Source organism: Paenibacillus sp. 19GGS1-52 (genome assembly GCF_022369515.1).
GTDB lineage: Bacteria > Bacillota > Bacilli > Paenibacillales > Paenibacillaceae > Paenibacillus_AQ.
In genome coordinates this window covers 1,314,080-1,331,377 of record NZ_CP059724.1, presented here as the reverse complement: position 1 = coordinate 1,331,377, position 17,298 = coordinate 1,314,080, and the positions used below count along the sequence as shown (strand labels likewise).

The 17,298-nt window shown below is 46.2% G+C and carries 19 protein-coding genes and 1 other annotated feature; of the genes, 11 read left to right on the top strand and 8 right to left on the bottom strand.

Going from position 1 to position 17,298, the window contains the following annotated elements; all coding sequences use genetic code 11:
- Window positions 1–53: 53 nt before the first annotated feature.
- Window positions 54–401 (top strand): DNA primase, encoded by a 348-nt coding sequence (locus H1230_RS06185; RefSeq protein ID WP_239714667.1) that lies wholly within the window; start codon window positions 54–56, stop codon window positions 399–401.
- Window positions 402–472: 71 nt separating this feature from the next.
- Here the strand turns inward: H1230_RS06185 and H1230_RS06180 are convergent, their stop codons facing one another.
- Together H1230_RS06180 and cyoE are read right to left on the bottom strand one after the other, a co-directional pair.
- Window positions 473–1,093: an SCO family protein gene (locus H1230_RS06180; RefSeq protein WP_239714666.1), complete on the bottom strand. Its 621-nt coding sequence runs from the start codon at window positions 1,091–1,093 to the stop codon at window positions 473–475.
- Between the two features lie 17 nt (window positions 1,094–1,110).
- Window positions 1,111–2,043, bottom strand: coding sequence for a heme o synthase (cyoE, locus tag H1230_RS06175; protein WP_239714665.1), 933 nt, complete (start codon window positions 2,041–2,043; stop codon window positions 1,111–1,113).
- 222 nt (window positions 2,044–2,265) lie between these two features.
- On the opposite strand from cyoE, the gene H1230_RS06170 reads away from it, so the two are divergent.
- Both H1230_RS06170 and H1230_RS06165 read left to right on the top strand, forming a co-directional pair.
- Window positions 2,266–3,270, top strand: coding sequence for a metal-dependent hydrolase (locus tag H1230_RS06170; RefSeq protein WP_239714664.1), 1,005 nt, complete (start codon window positions 2,266–2,268; stop codon window positions 3,268–3,270).
- A gap of 194 nt (window positions 3,271–3,464) precedes the next feature.
- On the top strand, window positions 3,465–3,656 hold the full coding sequence (locus H1230_RS06165) for a hypothetical protein (protein ID WP_239714663.1): 192 nt from the start codon (window positions 3,465–3,467) through the stop codon (window positions 3,654–3,656).
- Here the strand turns inward: H1230_RS06165 and trpS are convergent.
- Entirely contained in the window at window positions 3,653–4,642 is a 990-nt protein-coding gene (gene trpS / locus H1230_RS06160) for a tryptophan--tRNA ligase (RefSeq protein ID WP_239714662.1), read from the bottom strand. The genes H1230_RS06165 and trpS overlap by 4 nt on opposite strands.
- Window positions 4,643–4,703: 61 nt before the next feature.
- Window positions 4,704–4,944: a binding site (T-box leader), on the bottom strand.
- A gap of 133 nt (window positions 4,945–5,077) precedes the next feature.
- On the opposite strand from trpS, the gene H1230_RS06155 reads away from it, so the two are divergent.
- On the top strand, window positions 5,078–6,052 hold the full coding sequence (locus H1230_RS06155; RefSeq protein ID WP_239714661.1) for an aldose 1-epimerase: 975 nt from the start codon (window positions 5,078–5,080) through the stop codon (window positions 6,050–6,052).
- Between the two features lie 109 nt (window positions 6,053–6,161).
- A complete protein-coding gene (locus H1230_RS06150) occupies window positions 6,162–6,401 on the top strand; it encodes an alpha/beta-type small acid-soluble spore protein (RefSeq protein WP_154122002.1) in 240 nt (79 codons plus the stop codon).
- A 132-nt stretch (window positions 6,402–6,533) separates the two neighbouring features.
- On the opposite strand, the gene H1230_RS06145 is transcribed toward H1230_RS06150, so the two are convergent.
- On the bottom strand, window positions 6,534–6,944 hold the full coding sequence (locus H1230_RS06145) for an O-methyltransferase (protein ID WP_239714660.1): 411 nt from the start codon (window positions 6,942–6,944) through the stop codon (window positions 6,534–6,536).
- Between the two features lie 291 nt (window positions 6,945–7,235).
- Window positions 7,236–9,035: a M3 family oligoendopeptidase gene (locus H1230_RS06140; protein ID WP_239714659.1), complete on the bottom strand. Its 1,800-nt coding sequence runs from the start codon at window positions 9,033–9,035 to the stop codon at window positions 7,236–7,238.
- Between the two features lie 150 nt (window positions 9,036–9,185).
- Here H1230_RS06140 and H1230_RS06135 point away from each other — a divergent pair, with 150 nt between their 5' ends.
- Both H1230_RS06135 and H1230_RS06130 read left to right on the top strand, forming a co-directional pair.
- The gene (locus H1230_RS06135; RefSeq protein WP_239714658.1) at window positions 9,186–9,377 is read left to right on the top strand and encodes a YycC family protein; all 192 of its coding nucleotides are present in this window, start codon (window positions 9,186–9,188) and stop codon (window positions 9,375–9,377) included.
- Window positions 9,374–9,604, top strand: coding sequence for a hypothetical protein (locus H1230_RS06130; RefSeq protein WP_239714657.1), 231 nt, complete (start codon window positions 9,374–9,376; stop codon window positions 9,602–9,604). Before H1230_RS06135 ends, H1230_RS06130 begins: the two co-directional genes overlap by 4 nt.
- Before the next feature lie 98 nt (window positions 9,605–9,702).
- Here H1230_RS06130 and H1230_RS06125 read toward each other — a convergent pair whose 3' ends face one another.
- The gene (locus H1230_RS06125) at window positions 9,703–10,407 is read right to left on the bottom strand and encodes a DUF2225 domain-containing protein (RefSeq protein ID WP_239714656.1); all 705 of its coding nucleotides are present in this window, start codon (window positions 10,405–10,407) and stop codon (window positions 9,703–9,705) included.
- A gap of 33 nt (window positions 10,408–10,440) precedes the next feature.
- On the bottom strand, window positions 10,441–10,824 hold the full coding sequence (locus tag H1230_RS06120; protein ID WP_239714655.1) for a globin domain-containing protein: 384 nt from the start codon (window positions 10,822–10,824) through the stop codon (window positions 10,441–10,443).
- 442 nt (window positions 10,825–11,266) lie between these two features.
- On the opposite strand from H1230_RS06120, the gene ylbJ reads away from it, so the two are divergent.
- From ylbJ to H1230_RS06100, 4 genes are all read left to right on the top strand, one after another.
- Entirely contained in the window at window positions 11,267–12,523 is a 1,257-nt protein-coding gene (ylbJ, locus tag H1230_RS06115; protein WP_239714654.1) for a sporulation integral membrane protein YlbJ, read from the top strand.
- A gap of 119 nt (window positions 12,524–12,642) precedes the next feature.
- Window positions 12,643–13,440: an NAD kinase gene (locus H1230_RS06110; protein WP_154121994.1), complete on the top strand. Its 798-nt coding sequence runs from the start codon at window positions 12,643–12,645 to the stop codon at window positions 13,438–13,440.
- A gap of 209 nt (window positions 13,441–13,649) precedes the next feature.
- Window positions 13,650–14,828, top strand: a complete 1,179-nt coding sequence (locus H1230_RS06105) for a copper amine oxidase N-terminal domain-containing protein (protein ID WP_239714653.1) — start codon at window positions 13,650–13,652, stop codon at window positions 14,826–14,828.
- A 22-nt stretch (window positions 14,829–14,850) separates the two neighbouring features.
- Window positions 14,851–16,287 (top strand): S41 family peptidase, encoded by a 1,437-nt coding sequence (locus tag H1230_RS06100; protein WP_239714652.1) that lies wholly within the window; start codon window positions 14,851–14,853, stop codon window positions 16,285–16,287.
- Between the two features lie 84 nt (window positions 16,288–16,371).
- Here H1230_RS06100 and H1230_RS06095 read toward each other — a convergent pair whose 3' ends face one another.
- A complete protein-coding gene (locus H1230_RS06095) occupies window positions 16,372–17,022 on the bottom strand; it encodes a YutD-like domain-containing protein (RefSeq protein WP_239714651.1) in 651 nt (216 codons plus the stop codon).
- Between the last annotated feature and the right edge of the window lie 276 nt (window positions 17,023–17,298).

Sequence of the window (17,298 nt, the reverse complement as noted above, 5' to 3'; positions counted from 1 at the left end):
AATAAAACCACAACCTGCACTAGGCTTATTTCTCCGGAGGTGACTATCCGATAATGTCCATTATAATTATTGTTGAGGGCAAGAATGACCGCAGCAGATTACGGCGGCTATTAGTACCGGAAATTGAAATCCTCTGTACTTTTGGCACACTCAACTCACTCAAGCTGGAGTCCTTGCGGCGTAAGGTGGGAGACGGAGAAGTCTACCTGTACATGGACAACGACAGCTCCGGCAAAAAAATCCGTGGTGTTCTGCGTGATGCTTTTCCAGACGCCAGTCATATTTATACCCGTCGGGGATATGCCGGAGTTGAGGGCACTCCTGATGAATATAATATCAGCCAGCTCGAAAAGGCGGGTCTTGAGGAATTTATTGTCTATCCTGAACCCTTACCCTTCTGAAAGAATAGGAGCCACCTCCAAAGCCATGTTCATGACTTTAGAGGTGGCTCCTGTTCTTCTTCATATAATAATTATTTATCCGCAGCTAATGCCTTCACAGTATCGGCAAGGAATTCCGGTGTCACATTCTCAGTATCTCCGGCGTCATACAGTGCCCGAAGGCGATTATCGCGATCCACCAGTCCAATCAGATTGGCATGAGCGAAATTATCCTTATTATTCCCGGCGATTAGTACCTTAAAGGACTTGGCCGCCAGATTTCGAATCTCTTCCTGATCTCCCCGCAAGAAATACCAGCCAGCATAATCGGCATGAAACCGATCGGCAAATTCTTTGATAGCCTCACGTGTATCATTCTCCGGATCGAAGGAAATGGAGACAAATCCTACATCCTTGCCGAAGCTGCCATCCTTGATAAGCAAATCCTGCGTCTTTGACAACATGAAGGTAGTAATGGGACATACATCCGGACATTCTGTAAAAAAGAAATACACCAGACGTACCTTCCCCTGTGTATCAGCCAGCGTAACCTGATCTCCGTTCACATTCTCAAGAGAGAAATTCTGCACTTCCCCGATAACCGGCAGCTCTTTCTTGCCGAAGGTTAAAGAATTGGCGGCTAAATAACCAGCCATGATCAAAGCAAGCAGGAGCAGCATCCATGTCCATTTATAACGCTTCAAGGTGTTCAATACATACCCGCTCCCCCTCAACCATGTATCGTATTCAGCACCAGCACGATCAAACTGATCGTTAAGTAATTAATGGAGAAGAAAAAGCTTTTTTTGGCCCAAGCTTCTTCATCCTTCGCTTGGAACCCTCTCAAGTTCAGGATTAACCAGGCAATGGACAAACCAGCAGATATAATGAGGTAAAAGATCCCTGCATAATCATACGCGTACATTATAAAGGGGATGGGTATCAATAGCACTACGTAAGGTATCATCTGAAACTGTGTGCGTCGCGTTCCCTTAACTACCGGCAGGAGTGGAAAACCTGCTGCCCGGTATTCTTCTTTACGCCGAATCCCAAGCGCCCAAAAATGTGGAGGCTGCCATAGAAACAGCATAGCGAATAACAGCCAAGCACCCAAATCAACCCTACCAGTTACGGCTACGTAACCGATTACAGGAGGCATCGCCCCGGAAATGGCACCGACCGAAGTACTCCAGGTTGATGTCCGCTTCAGCCATAGGGTGTATACTACAACATAGACGAACATTCCAACAATGCCGAACAACCCAGCAAGTATTCCAGAAAAAGCAAAGAGCACGAACAAACCCAAAATGCCGAGTCCAATAGCATACAGCAGCACTGTTGTTGGTTTCAGCCGCCCTGTAGGCAATCCGCGATCACGGGTTCGTTCCATTTTCATATCCAGATCCCGGTCAAAAAAGTTATTAAAAACACAAGCAGAAGCCATGACCAGCATTGTACCCATCAAGGTCAGAATTAATCTGCCGTATTGAACATCCCAGCCTGAGGCCACCCAGTAACCCGCAAATGCAGCGATCAGGTTGGACCGTATAATTCCAGGCTTCGTAACAGTTACAAAATCACGCCAGCTAGCACCTTCAGGGGGCGATTTAGCAGACATGGCTGCGGAATCGGAAGAAGCTTCATATCTCAATTGATTATCCACGTTTAATGATCCTCCTTCTAAGGTACTCTAACGTTTCCGCCGGAGTAAAAAGCTCCGCTATTAACTTTATCATAACAAACCGTTAAAGACTTTGACAATCATTGACCATGATGTTCATGAATTCGACAATTTCGTGACAACATTTATTTTGTACTCATTAATAACTGGACAAGAAATTGGGTAATTATTAATAGAGAAATCTGCACAAAGGAGAACTTACCTATGGATACTGCTACACATTTTGTTATGGGCCTCGGATTGGCCGGACTTTCCTTCGTGGACCCCGCTATTGCCTCAGATCCTGTACTGGCTGGAGCTGTGATGCTTGCCACCATACTTGGCTCACAGGCCCCGGATGCCGATACTGCGCTTCGCCTTAAAGATAACGCGCTTTATATTCGTAATCACCGGGGGATTACCCATTCTTTGCCCTTTCTGCTATTATGGCCTGCGTTGATCACGCTTGTTCTGGGACCCATCTTTGGGTTTACGGATTGGCAGGCCCTGAGCCATATAGCGCTTTGGAGCTTCATCGGTGTGTCCGTTCATGTGTTTTCTGATCTTTTTAACACATATGGTACTCAAGCGGCCCGTCCGTTCACCGAGAAATGGATTGCTTGGAACATTATCCACATTTTCGATCCGTTTATATTTGGCAGCCATACGGCGGCGATTATCCTCTGGATCAGCGGGATTGTTCCACCAGCACCTTTATTTATTACACTTTATGTCTGTACCGCGCTTTATTACATCTGGAGAACTGTTGTCCATTCCCGTATTACCCGCAATATCAAAAAGAAGGACATAAAACATGATGCTGGCGACCGTTATTTTGTTATCCCCACCATCTCACCAAGACGCTGGAATGTAGTCAAGGCCAAAACGGATAAGAGCTATGATGTAGGCCAACTGAACAACGGTCGTCTGGAATGGTTTAAGCATGCGGTCTGCTCACAGCATCCGGCTGTTGATCATTCCAAGTCCCATCCCGATATTCAAGCCTTTCTGTATTTCACTTCCTATGCTGTAGCAGAGGTGGAGGTACTGCCGTCAGGTTATATTGTACGCTGGGGTGATGTACGTTATTTACACCGCAAGCAATTCCCGTTCGTTGCCGTATTAGTAATGGATAACCAGTATCACCCTCTTAATACCTATGTGGGCTGGCTCAGCAGTGAGAAGCTGGATGAACGGTTTGCCATTGACCCCGGCTCCATGAAGTTATAGACTGTTTCACAGTAAAGTCTTATATTCACAAGAAGAAACGGCTTTGCCGTCCTTTTAGGGATGGCATCCGTTTCTTCGAGAAATATAAGGATAAGTTATCGTGTGAAACCTATAAATTTTTATATTTCAAAAAAATCCCGGAGCATAAATTGCTCCGGGAGAACTTTATCAGTATGAAAGGAAGGTTGTGTACTATGGGTAAGGGACTCTCTCTATGGTTCGCTTGTTCTTCTATTCTGCTCCTCACGGTAGCCTCGATCATGATCAGCTACAACATCTGGCTAGCGCTTTTGCTTGGCTTCTTATGTGTGATGAATATTGGCTGGGGCTTTATTCTCAAAGCTCGTTTGCGACGTCAGCAGGAAGCTAAACAAGAAATCCTTTAACGATAGGGCAGAAAGCCCATTCGTTCTTTAACACCTGTTAGCGTCTCAGTTGCTACGATACGGGCTTTTGCCGCACCTTCGGCCAATATATCTGTGATGGTGCCTGAACTGCGAATCTCATGATATTTCTCTTGCAGCGGTTCTAGCATGGCCACCACAGCTCCGGCTAAATCCTTCTTGAAGCCACCATACATTTGTCCCTCATAACGATCTGCTACTTGCTGCAGAGTCATTCCCGCACATTCAGCATAGATAACCATCAGATTGCTAACCTCTGGTTTCGCGGATGGATCATAACGAACCTCGCTACCAGAATCAGTCGTGGCTCGGCTGATTTTTTTACGGATCACATCCGGCGGATCCAAAAGCGCTATGAAACTGCCCGGATTCGGACTACTTTTGCTCATTTTTTTGGAACCATCATCAAGCGACATGATACGTGCGCCCACTTCTGGAATAAACGGCTCTGGAATAGTGAAAAATTCACCGTATCGATGATTGAAACGTCCAGCCAAATCACGGGTCAACTCCAGGTGCTGCTTCTGGTCTTCTCCGACAGGAACAAGGTCTGCGTTATAGATAAGAATATCAGCCGCCATCAGCGATGGATATACGAAGAGCCCTGCGCCAACGGAATCTTTACCTGAAGATTTATCCTTGAATTGTGTCATCCGTTCCAACTCACCCATTGAAGTGAGTGTAGTCATTAACCATCCCAGCTCTGCATGCTGCGGCACATGCGATTGCATGAACACATTCGCATGGGCAGGATCTATTCCTGCGGCAATATAAAGCGCAGCTACGGACTCTGACTGCTCCCGCAATGCTGCTGGTTCTTGGGAAACGGTAACCGCATGTAGATCAACCACCATGAAATAACATTCATTCTCATGCTGCAATTTCACATAATTCTTAATAGCACCAATGTAGTTTCCAAGCGTGAGCTTCCCACTTGGCTGTATGCCTGATAATACTTTCTTGACCATGATATACCCCTCCATCATCTGGTTTCTGTATTTCTGAGAACGCAAAAAGGCCCCCCCGTCCGCAAGGGACGTGAGACCGTGGTGCCACCCTTATTCGCTGCTTCATAACTTGCAAACATAAGCAAGCAGCCTTAAACTTCCGTTAACGGGGAAGAACCGTCCGGTCTACTGAGGACACTAACTCTCCCGTTCAAGCACGGCGCTCAGGGGTCCATTCAGCAGGAGGGTACTACCGGTTCACATCAACCACCGGCTTTCTGAAAGCACCTCTCCTGTCTACTTATCCCCGTCATCACATTGACCATCTTCATAATGCCTTCATCATAGAACTATGCAGGGAAGTTGTCAAATCCCTTAACCATAGGAACATTATCTGCTATGATAAGGTTATCCGTGTTTAATTAGATAACAGTTACGTACAAAGGAGCATATCTCATGAAACAGGTGACCAAAGGGCAGTGGGGCGGCTATGATACCTATATTTTGCATAGCAGCGAACTGGAAGTCACGCTTTTGCCGCGACTAGGAAATAGCGTAATTTCTTTATGGGATCGTAAGGAAGAACGGCAAATTCTGCGACAACCTGATGAAAGTGACCAAACCTTTTTTATGCAAAAACCGTATCATTTTGGCATTCCACTCTTGGTTCCACCCGGCCGCATACGCAAAGGGCAATTTAAGTTTGAGGGCATAAACTATCAGTTCGACCAGAATACTGCCGGTGATAATCACATCCATGGTCTGCACCGAACCCAAGCATGGTGTGTCAGCGATATTGAAGAAGACGAGGAAGGCTGCGCGGTAACAACAGAGTTCCGCACAGTAGATGATGCTCACTGGATGGAGCAATTTCCCGTTCCACTTAAATTCGAAATGACGTATCGGCTGGAGGGAGCACGGCTAAGACAAACGCTGAAGGTTACGCATCTGGGTGAGCATCGCATTCCTTTTGGAATCGGTTATCACACCTGGTTTATGATTGACGGAGAACCTGAGCGTTGGAAACTCTCCCTACCTGTAGAAAGTATCTACGAGCTGAATAATGAGTTGCTACCGAGCGGTGAAGTGCTTCCTCTCGGCCATCTGGATTCCCTTAACCAAGGAATGAACCTTCAAGGAACTAACTTTGACACTGCGCTGCGGATTGGAGACCAGCAGCCTGTAGAGGCATTGCTACTGCGTGATGACGGATATGGTCTTCGTTATACTGCTGATAAGAATCTCTTCCGCCACTGGGTTGTATATACGAAAGGAATGGCAGAGCAATTTCTATGTATAGAACCTTATACTTGGCTGCCGGATGCACCTAACATTCCCAAAGATGCTTCTTTCACAGGCTTGCTAACGCTTGAACCTGGGCAGAGTCTGGAGTTGTACACTACTCTGGAGATGATTTACCCTAATCAATAACATTGTTAATCAACTAATAATTACCATCCTTAAAACCTTCTGAAATGGTGCATGAATTAACCTCCTAACGCCCATACTATCTTCACAACGGGCGAAGGAGGTGACAAACATGGGTCAAGCAGGTCAAAGCCAAGGTCGTAGCAGCCGTTCCAATAATCTGGTCGTTCCTCAAGCAAATGCAGCTCTGCAACAATTGAAATATGAAGCAGCACAAGAGTTGGGTGTAACCATCCCAGCGGACGGGTATTACGGGAACTATACTTCCCGCGAAACCGGTTCTTTAGGAGGATACATCACCAAACGTCTCGTACAACTGGCAGAGCAACAATTGTCCGGTCGTTCGAACTAGTGCAGCCTTATCTTTAGTGGCCTTAACCGGTTAGGCATGTAATCGCCTAATGCCGGACAGCTTTTCAGCCCTCTTACGCTTCTCGTCGAAGCGTAAGAGGGCTTTTGAATGTATATAGTTTATGTACTATTCTCAACCGTACGATTGATCTGAGCTTTCAGTGTGGGCATTTCGCGGATATCGGATCAATAGGTTGGCCATATTGTAATTGGACTCCAGTGTAGCATCCACAACGACTATTCCCTGCCTAATTGCGAATTCATAACTTATCTCACCATGTGTCCAACGCCGTTTATACTTCAGACTTTCCAGTGCCATTAATCGAAAGGACGACTGCTGTACTGCTGTCAACCCTTCATTCTCTGCTGTAAATACCCCGTTCCGTCCAGATAGAGGATTGTGTCGAATGCCAAACTTCCCAATGACATTATTTCGTATTTGCACAAATACAGTGCCTGAAGACAAGGCTGATAATTCCTCCTGCAGTTCCTTAAACACTATATCCATCTGTCTTACCAGTGAAAGTTGTTCCGTCTTGAGCATACGCCTTCCTCCTTAAATAATCGTTCTAGCTTGCCTAATATAAGGCTTAAGGCTCATTATAGGATACTACTTCTCGTCCTTCAACATTATTCAACATAATTGGGTGATTATCCCTATAAATGCGCAAAATTCATTATTTAATTGTGTATAGCTTTCTGAAAATCGAGTTTTTTCGACATTATCCATCCAAAAAAAGACCCCTTTACAGGGATCTTTGCGTGTTCATACATTTTATTAGTTATTTATTTAATCTATTCATCAGCTGTCATTTGTCAATTTTCCGACAAAATATTATGCTAAATGCTTCGTCATCTCCAAAAACTCGGTAATATCAGCCATAATCAAATCTGTTGCTCCCTGCCAGAAATCTGGCTTCTTCAGGTCAACATCTAAATGCTTAGCCACCAGATCCTCCAGGGTCATCACGCCTGTATCCCGCAGCAGATTATCGTATTTATCGGCAAATGTTGCACCCTCTTGCAAAGCAAGACGATACAAGCCTGTACTGAACATGTAGCCAACCGTATACGGGAAATTGTAGAAGGGTACATCCGTAATATAAAAATGTAGCTTGGAGGCCCAGAAGTGAGGGTGATATTCGGAAAGTACGCCGCAGAAGGCTTCCTTCTGTGCTTCTTCCATCAACGCCGACAATTCCTCCGCGTTCACCAGACCTTCCTTGCGTTTCTCATAAAAGCGGGTTTCAAATAAGAAGCGGGCGTGGATATTCATGAAAAAAGCCACACTATTCTGTATTTTTGCTTCTAGCAATACCAGCTTTTCTGCATCATTGCTTGCTGCCTTTACCTGGGCATCCGATACAATGACCTCGGCGAAGGTTGAGGCAGTCTCAGCTACATTCATGGCATAGTTCTGATTGAACAACGGCAGATCATCCAATAGATAGGAATGATACGCATGGCCCAGTTCGTGTGCCAATGTCGAGACATTGGATGGCGTACCGCTGTAGGTCATAAATATCCGCGATTCTTTACTCTCCGGGAAAGAGACACAGAATCCACCCGGCCGTTTGCCAGAACGATCCTCAACTTCAATCCAGTTGTTGTCAAAAGCATGCTCGGCAAATTCCGCCAGCTTCGGGCTAAATTTGCGAAATTGTGTAACGATGTCTTTTGCCGCAGTCTCGTAAGGGATCTTAAGCGTCGATTTACCAACCGGAGCTTCGACATCGGTCCAAGTCAGAGAATCCAAACCGAGCAGCTTTGCTTTGCGCTGAAGGTAGGCAACCAGGGCCGGCTTGCTATTGGTAATGACATCCCACATCACATTGAGTGTTTCATGCGACATGCGGTTTATGCTTAGCGGCTCCTTTAATACGTCTTCCCAGCCCCGGCCTTTATAAAGCTTCAGGCGGAAACCGCCCAAGTGATTCAAGGCATCCGCACAATAGTCCGCTGCCCCGCTCCATGCTTCTTCCCACTTGTGGAACATCACTTCACGAACCAAAGGATCAGGATCGTCCAGCTTGTTAAAAGCTTGGCCTGCAGACAGCAGTTTGCTTCCATCCTGATCCTCGAAAGGGATCTTTATCGAGCTAACGATCGTCTCGTAATGCTCACTCCAGCCATGATAACCATCAACGGCCAGCTCCAAAGCCAGACTTTCCAGCTCGGGACTCATTTTCTCCCGGGCTAAATCCCGGCTTTCACTCAACACGAAGGTAAGTGGGGCAATCTCGGGGCGGAGCATCCACGCAGCCCAAACCTCATCTGAGGTTTCCCGCAGCACATTATCGAATTGCGAGCCTATTCCCTCGAAACCGGCACGCATTCCCGTTACCTTGCCTGACAGCCGTATTGCTCCCTTATCCTGCTGATTCTGTGCACCTAAGCAGCCAACGAATTCGGAAGCCTGTACAAGACGCCCTGAGCAGCTTTGCAGCAGTTCTATAACGATGTCCAGATCCTTGGTAGAGTGGATATCGGTTGGTGATACGGCATCTTTGACATGCTGACCCAAGCTCTCAATATCCACCTCCAGCGTTGCTAAGAAGCCTGCAAATTCCGGAGATGAAGAGCCTCCCGGAAAGATAGACTCCAGTTCCCAATTTAGCGATAAAGGTTGTTTCATCAGTTCTCACCATTCCTTTGCTTTCATTGATAGTTTTCTTTGTAATTGGCTTAAGGCCATGGTAAAGTGAATAACGATACCGATATATTCGATATAACAAAACTTAAGCTTATGCTTTCGAGGCTCACAAAATTTTAGGAGGGTATCATTATGAAGCCGCTGCAAATTTCGCCGGAAACGGCTATTACGTTATCCAAACAACTTGGCGTTCCACTGGAACACCTAATGCATATGCCTCAACATATTCTATTGCAGAAAATAGCTGAATTATCCAAGAAGCAGAGCAGCCCAGAATCCGGTGGCGAAACTGAAGTTCCTCAATCTGAGCAGGATAGGGAATGATCCCCTTCAGTCATACCTGGCCCTATGACATTATTCTAGGTGATATGTATGTACAGTACTGCCCGTTCTGCAATGGGGAGAATGTGCTTCTCCCCATGAAGCCTAAGGAACTGCAAATCATACGGGATGGCAAGAAGAAGCTGCTTGTCTTCCCCTGCTGCCATACCAGCCCCACTGTGGTGGATACGGATGGAGATTACCTGCTGTTTGACCGGGCTGTCCGTTAGGTATGGAGAACACACTAGTGTAGCAGAATCATCACAATGGGTACCTGCGAAGCGCAGAGAGAATGATTCTCCTCTCTGCGCTATTTATTTCTCAATGACTAAGTAGCTGAAGGCAGCCCATCGGCATCCAGCCCTTCTCCCCGCATTTGCTCACGCAAAACAGCCCATTGCTCACGTGCTGCCCGAATCATTGCCGCATCCACAATCCTCTGATCATTCACCAGACGCGAGAACCACTTTACTGCAGTGGAGAACTCGCCTATTCTCCGGTTCAACTCACCGATCAGATACATAAGGCGGGCGTCATTACCCCCAACCCCATCCGTTTCATAAACCTTAATATAGGCTTCCAGCGAGAATCGCAAAAAGCGCTGCTCCTGCACACTATCTCCCTGATAACGATATAACCAGGCAATATGATGCAGCAGACTGGCAATGATCCGATCCTTGTCATTAATACACTGGGCGCAAATTAACGATAGCTTGTATGTTTCAAGGGCAATATCCCAACTTCGCTGCTCACCGAAGTCTCGGCTCTTCCAGCGTTTTCTTATCTGTTCATCGAAGGCTTTGCGCTGCCAGTCGGCCAGCTTGTCCGCTGAATTCTCCGTAGAAGCAAATCCACAGTTCGGGCAGACACGCACAACATAATAGTCTGGGTTCTCATCCTTGTAATAGGAGCAGAAATCAGCATCGCGGCGAGTGGCCTTCTTAAGACTTGGCCGTACCCTAGAGGTTGAAAATTCATGTTCACAGTTGCAGCACTTAACCTTAATGGAGTACAACGGTATTAATTCTGACAAATACCCTCATTCCTTTCACAATCATCCTCGCATTTATTCCTCGGGCATGTTGACAAAATGATTCGCAGGTCCCGCCAAGCGATCCATTACAAGTGAACGCAGTGGTTCCTGTACATTCGTTTCTTCCAATGCTTCCTTCATGCACTGCAGCCATTCCACCGCACGCTCCGGTGTAATGGGAATGTGCATATGTCTTGCTCTCATCATGGGGTGACCATGAAGTTCCGAATAAAGACCTGGACCACCAAAGAATTGACTAAGGAATTGATACTGCTTCTCCAGTACAGGAGCAATGTCTGCAGGGAATAACAAGCTTAGCTGGGGATGTTGCTTTACTTTATCATAGAACAGTTCCACCAGATGGTGAAGTCCCTTAGCGCCCCCCAGATTATCGTATATACTGTCATTTGGGTTCATTGGAGGTTACCAACTTTCTGCCATATTAATGTAACGGTCTATTTATTATACCAAAAAAAAAGTGCTACAGGGATTTCTTCCACAGTGTCCCTGAATCTAAGACTAAGTTGTTATATTTCAAGAAAAAAACGCTAAACAATTGTTTAGCGCCCTTAGTATTTTTCAAGCATATTTTTAATAGGTCCGAAATTCCTCATCACCGGGAGCGACAAGAGAGACCCGGATTACATAAACAAAAGCACAAACGAGAACTCCGGCAACTATACTCATCACCATCACTCCATCCCTATTTATAGACGTAACAGAGGTGTGCATTAATTAATTTTATAATATCATAATTTCAGCGAAAATGCACCGCCTACTGTAATCGCTTTCTCTATTTTTTTGTGCTGTTTGTCCCTATTTTCGCATACATCTTACCATAGATCAGGAGGCGGAAATCATGAACGTTAAAAAAATTCACGGCCCGCTACTGGCTTTGGGGCTGGCGGGTTGTATGCTGCTGCTGCTTATTCACCCAGAAGCATCTCTCAGCGCAGCACTGCGCGGATTAACCGTATGGTGGGACGTGCTCTTCCCGTCACTATTTCCTTTCTTCGTCATTTCCGAAGTCATGCTGGGCTTCGGCGTTGTTCATCTCTTCGGCACACTGCTTGATCCGCTTATGCGCCCTCTATTCGGGATTCCGGGCAGCGGTGGTTTCGTTGCTGCTATGGGATATGTATCAGGATATCCCGTTGGCGCAAAATTAACCGCCAAACTGCGGGAGCAGAATCTGATTAGTCGAATTGAAGGGGAGCGGTTGGTAGCTTTCACCACCTCCTCCGATCCCATATTTCTACTTGGTGCGGTATCGGTCGGCTTCTTTCATGATGCCTCTTTAGGGCTGATTCTGGCCCTCTCCCACTATGGGGCCGGTTTACTCGTCGGACTGTTAATGTCTTTTCACGGAAGACGCGAAGAGGCTATCTCCACTCCAGATTCAACTGTTCCTGGAGAACAGACTCCAGCACTTCAGAGTGGGCCTAGACTGCGGACTGCATTAATCTCCATGGCCGAAGCTAGGCGTAAGGACGGGCGAAGCCTTGGCGAGCTTATGAAAGGCGCCATTCAATCCTCACTACAGCTTATTATTATCGTAGGTGGCCTGGTTGTATTCTTCAATGTGCTTATGGAATTGCTCGCCCGCGCCGGAATCATGTCTTACCTCTTCCGCTTCATGGGTCTGCTACTTTCTCTAGGCGGATTCCCCCCGGAGCTGGCAGGAGCTTTGGGAAATGGCTTCTTCGAAGTTACCCTCGGTGCTCGCTCCGCCGGTGAAGCAGCCGCTTCACTACCGCTTCATTTCAAGGTTGCCACTGCTGCCTTTATTCTTTCCTGGGGTGGCCTGTCTGTGCATGCCCAAGTCTCCAGTATTCTGAACGGTACCGGACTGCGTTACCTGCCTTTCATGACTGCAAGGCTGATTCATGCTGTGCTTGCAGCTGGATTGGCGCTATTGCTCTGGCGCCCCGTAATGGGTACAGGGCTGTCCAGTGCCTGGAGCTCCCTGCCTGCCGCCACTGCCTTTGCCCCTTCTGCTTCCGGCATCGCTGCAAGTCTTGGGCTACTAAGTATATTATTGGCTATCGGACTGCTATTATCACTGCTTATCCCGGCTTTCGGCGCGATAATTAGAATGATCCGGCGGAATGGATGAACATCGGTAAGCCATACTTTCCTATATCCGCAATTTTTTACACCTGCAAATATTGTGTTCCGCGTCAAGATTGATTATGATCTTTGTATGACTGAGTAAAACAAAGGAGCCTGTACATCTTGAGATATTATGTTCTGGACCGCGGTGACCAACTGTCTACGAATCTTGCGGAGCAATTTCACAAGCTAGCGGCGGAACGGAACCTGCAACTGGATGCCGAGTCTCCAGAAATCGTTGTATCGATTGGCGGAGACGGTACCATGCTGCACGCTTTTCATACTTTTATCGATCAGATCCCGAATCTGGCCTTCGTAGGCGTGCATACCGGTCATCTTGGCTTCTATGCAGACTGGCAGGCAGAAGAATTGCCGACCTTAATTGATTATATGTGTGGTGAGTCCAAACCGACCAAGGCACGTATGGTACAATACCCGTTGTTGGAGCTGGAAATCCATAAGAAATCAGGTTCTTCGTCCCACATTGCACTTAACGAATTCACCCTTAAGGGTGTTGACGGAACCGTTGTGATTCAGATGGACATTAATGACGTTACTTTCGAAATGTTCCGGGGTGACGGCCTGTGTATATCTACTCCCTCCGGCAGCACGGCTTATAACAAAAGCCTTGGGGGCGCTATGGTGCATCCTTCAATCGAAGCCTTGCAGATTTCTGAAATTGCCTCTATTAACAATCGTGTATTTCGAACTATGGGTTCACCGCTGCTGCTGCCGAAGCATCATCACTGCGATATTTTCTCGCGTAAAGACCAGCGTCTACTGCTTACCATTGACCATAATAATATCCCAGTGGATGACCTCATTTCCGTACGCTGCCAAGTCTCGGACAAGAAGATCAGTTTTGCCAGATACCGTCCGTTTCCGTTCTGGAATCGTGTCCGCGATGCTTTTCTAATCTAGAAACTTCACTCTGTATATCATGGGACGATCCTCAACCAGCAAGAAATTGAAACAGGCCGGAGAAGCCTTCTCTCCGGCCTGTTTTTGCGCTGCAGCACATTAACAAAATACAGCATTACAGCTAACATGATTGGATAGACATAGAGAGAAATCAAATGGTATAATGAGGCTATTTTACAAAGAGATGTATATAAAAGGAGAGAATATTGTTGAAGAAATTATTGTCCCTCTTAAGCATCAGCCTGCTGGCTCTGGTGCTTGCAGTTCCGGCTTTTGCCGCTGCAAAACCAATTGATGTGTATATTAACGGCAGTAAAGTTACCTTTACCGCAGGATCACCGTTTTTGCAGAACAATTCAGTACTCGTACCTTTCCGGGTCGTTTTTGAGAAGCTTGGACTACAGGTACTCTGGGATGCCAAGACCCAAACGGTAACAGGTAAAAGTGCGGATCTGGTAATCAGCCTTAAAGTGGGCAGCAACCGCGCAACCGTTAACGGAACAGTCAAAAAACTGACTCTAGCGCCCGTCTCTCAGAGCGGTACAACCTACATACCTTTACGCTTCATTGCCGAAGCAACCGGTGGAACGGCAGTCTGGAATCCCGCTAACAGAAGTGTACAGATTGATACGGCTGTCTCCAAAACAGCGGATGAAGCTGCCATAACAGCATTAATCAACTTATCTAACCAATATTATAACGAGGAAAAAGCCATTAGCTTCTACTCCTTGATGGATTCGGAATCCTCTTACACAGAGTCTGTCTCTGATCTGAATACAACCTTCGAGCAATATGACCTTAAGAATACCATTGACAATCTGGAGATTCTTAGTCTGAAGGCCAATGAAGCTACAGTCTATACGATAGAGCATTCGGTGCGCACGGGTGGCTATTACATGCCAGATCAACAAATTGAATATTTGTATACACTTGTCCGCAAAAATGGAGTCTGGAAAATTTCGGATTTTAAATCGCAGAACTCCACAGTGCTGCTGACACGTGACCAAGCGCTAATCGCCGCCGATGTTCCTCAGGCTGACAGTACAGCAATTAAGGACAATATCAATAAATATTATCAATATTTAAATGCAGAGAATACGGAGGGTGTAATCTCCACCATGACTTCATACGGAGAGGAATATAACGCCTCCGTCAAAGCAAATCTTAATGAGTTCTTCACTTCTTACAATATTACCTATACTCCTGGAATCTCCAACATCTACTACTACGGTGCTGGCGAAGCAGCCATTTATGTAGAAAGCAAGGATAAAGAAGCTAGTGAAGCAGAGACTTACGAGCAAGGAAATATCTTTATTCTATCCAAAGCAGATAATGGTTCGTGGACTATCAATGATACTTACAATGTTTCTTATGAGCTTTCTAAATAAATATAAAAGGATGTATGAACCCATGAAATCCAGTAAAATAATGACCGCTCTTCTCAGCAGCTGCCTGGCATTATCCATCGTTATTGCTCCATCCGCTTTCGCTGCAGATGAGGCTCAGGCTTCTTCGAATAGCGACCTGATTAATGAGGTTATGAATTATTTGGAGACTTATAACCTGTCGGGAATCGACAAGGATACCCTAATTCGCGGTGCCATTGACGGCATGGTGAACACTCTTGATGACCCGTACAGTCAATATTTCGACAAGGCAGAAGCCGCTGATTTCGAGAATCAAGTCGATCTCGAATATGTCGGTATCGGAATCAAACTCCAATATACTGGTAAAGAGCTGTATATTGAAGAAATCATTCCTGGTTCACCAGCAGAGCAAGCGGGCCTGAAGCGTGGTGATACCATTGTCAAAATCAATGGTTTAGCCATTGATGATACCGAGGGAGATGAACTGAGCGGAGCTGCAGGGACAAAAGTCACGCTGCTAATCCTCAGAAATGGAGTTACCAAATCCTACAGCGTAACCAGAAATGATATCGCCTCTACTTCTGTTACCGGCAAAATCATCGGACCGAAGATCGCCTATATTACACTTAGCGGCTTCACACAGACCTCTGATGAAGAGTTTGCAGCGGTACTTAAGAATATGCGCGCAGCAGGCATGCAATCTATGGTGCTTGATTTAAGAGACAATTTGGGTGGTTATATGGATTCTGCTTACAATATTGCCTCTAACTTTATTGATAAAGGAATCATGATGTATACCTCTGATCAAAGTGGCACATTGACACCAGTCACCATCACGGATGGCAGCAAAATTAATGTGCCAGTCGTTATCCTGACGAATGAATATACTGCCAGTGCTTCCGAAGCCTTGACAGGCGCACTACGCGATAATAAACTCGCTACTGTTGTTGGCACCCGATCATTTGGTAAAGCACGCATACAAAGCCTTCTGCCGATGTCCAATGGAGATATGCTGAAGCTGACGACTCAGAAATATTTAACACCAAACAAAGAGGACTTCAACCATATTGGGCTTTCTCCCGATATTGAAATTCAAGGTAAGAGTGCCCAGCTAATTACTGCCCTGCAGATTGCTGGTATGACCAGCTTTGAAGCCTCCGGTGACAATCATATTCTGAATATCAACGGAAGCTCATTTGCTGGCAATGTAGGCCTAGTGAAGCAGGGCAATGCAATTTATGCTTCTTCACGAGTATTGTCTGCTCTCTTGGAGAGCGATGTTACCTGGGATGCCAAGAACAAGAAGGTGCTTGTCACGAACGGAGCCGGCAAGACATCCGGCTTCTCATTATCTTCTAAAGAGGCGCTTTCTCAGAACGGTGAGACTTTCATAGAATTAAATGCGTTCAAGAAGAAATTCCCTTCGCTGGTATGGAGCTATAATGCCGCTTCAAATCAATTGAAATTATCCGTAAAATAATTCTAAATTCCACAAAAAAATAAGGGAGTATCTCAGCAGCCATGCAAATGGCTAAGAGATACTCCCTTTTTTGAAGAATTCATTTTACGCCTGAGGTGGCTGTGGAGGTTGAACGGGCTGAGGTTGTGCAGGCTGTGAATTCTGAGAGTTCTGAGGCTGGCCTTGCGGCGGTCTGGCCTGAAATTCTCTGTTAGATTTCTTACCCTGCGCGTCCTTGCTTCGATGGTTCTTGCTCTGGTGTTCTCTCACAGGTCTGTCCTTCACGATATTGTCTTTAGCCGAAGCATCCTTGCTTGGAGAACCCTGATGCGAGTTCTGCTTCCCTGTTGCTTCCCTGCTAGAACTCTCCTTCGCTGGGGCAGCCGCCAGAAGTGCTGCAGACTCTTCCTCCAAAGCTTCTTCCGTACCAGGTTCAGGGATTTCTTTGATCAGAATATCCCTGAAGGTTCCTTCTATCGGCGCTTCTTTTAATTTATGCAGTACGAAATAAGCGCAGCCAAAATTACAATATTCATTAATATAGTCCACCATGCTTGAAATTGCTGTATCCCGGTTCACCTTAGGGTGATTATCCCGGTAGAAGCCCTTTAATCGCAATTGGCTGTAACCCCAGTCACCGATAATATAATCATATCGATCCAGCACCTCGCTGTACCTGCCGCGAAACGCCTCCGGATTCCAACCGTCCTTATGATCCAACATAAGCTCGTAGCCTTTTCCGCCTATAACGATCAAGCCAATGTCGCCTGCCTTTCAAAATGATGGGATAGGTGTTGATGAAGCGTCATTACGAGAAATCTTGGACTTTCGGCCGCTGTTGATATCTAATATTTTTGAATTTATTCCGCTGTCTGCGGTTAAAATCATACAACAGCATATGCTTCCGATGCGAGCTTTCCTCCGGAAAGCTTTCGGGCGAACGCTTTCGCTCCTACAGTTCCAAGATTTCTCTCCATGACTTTATCAACAGGGTTAAAAGAATAAACCCGAAGCGTTCATCAAAACTGAACG

Excerpts from the sequence above, each read along its gene's own strand:
- H1230_RS06185 (WP_239714667.1), top strand. The coding sequence starts at position 54 with ATGTCCATTATAATTATTGTTGAGGGCAAGAATGACCGCAGCAGATTA.
- H1230_RS06170 (WP_239714664.1), top strand. The coding sequence starts at position 2,266 with ATGGATACTGCTACACATTTTGTTATGGGCCTCGGATTGGCCGGACTT.
- H1230_RS06165 (WP_239714663.1), top strand. The coding sequence starts at position 3,465 with ATGGGTAAGGGACTCTCTCTATGGTTCGCTTGTTCTTCTATTCTGCTC.
- trpS (WP_239714662.1), bottom strand. The coding sequence starts at position 4,642 with ATGGTCAAGAAAGTATTATCAGGCATACAGCCAAGTGGGAAGCTCACG.
- H1230_RS06155 (WP_239714661.1), top strand. The coding sequence starts at position 5,078 with ATGAAACAGGTGACCAAAGGGCAGTGGGGCGGCTATGATACCTATATT.
- H1230_RS06150 (WP_154122002.1), top strand. The coding sequence starts at position 6,162 with ATGGGTCAAGCAGGTCAAAGCCAAGGTCGTAGCAGCCGTTCCAATAAT.
- H1230_RS06145 (WP_239714660.1), bottom strand. The coding sequence starts at position 6,944 with ATGCTCAAGACGGAACAACTTTCACTGGTAAGACAGATGGATATAGTG.
- H1230_RS06140 (WP_239714659.1), bottom strand. The coding sequence starts at position 9,035 with ATGAAACAACCTTTATCGCTAAATTGGGAACTGGAGTCTATCTTTCCG.
- H1230_RS06135 (WP_239714658.1), top strand. The coding sequence starts at position 9,186 with ATGAAGCCGCTGCAAATTTCGCCGGAAACGGCTATTACGTTATCCAAA.
- H1230_RS06130 (WP_239714657.1), top strand. The coding sequence starts at position 9,374 with ATGATCCCCTTCAGTCATACCTGGCCCTATGACATTATTCTAGGTGAT.
- H1230_RS06120 (WP_239714655.1), bottom strand. The coding sequence starts at position 10,824 with ATGAACCCAAATGACAGTATATACGATAATCTGGGGGGCGCTAAGGGA.
- ylbJ (WP_239714654.1), top strand. The coding sequence starts at position 11,267 with ATGAACGTTAAAAAAATTCACGGCCCGCTACTGGCTTTGGGGCTGGCG.
- H1230_RS06100 (WP_239714652.1), top strand. The coding sequence starts at position 14,851 with ATGAAATCCAGTAAAATAATGACCGCTCTTCTCAGCAGCTGCCTGGCA.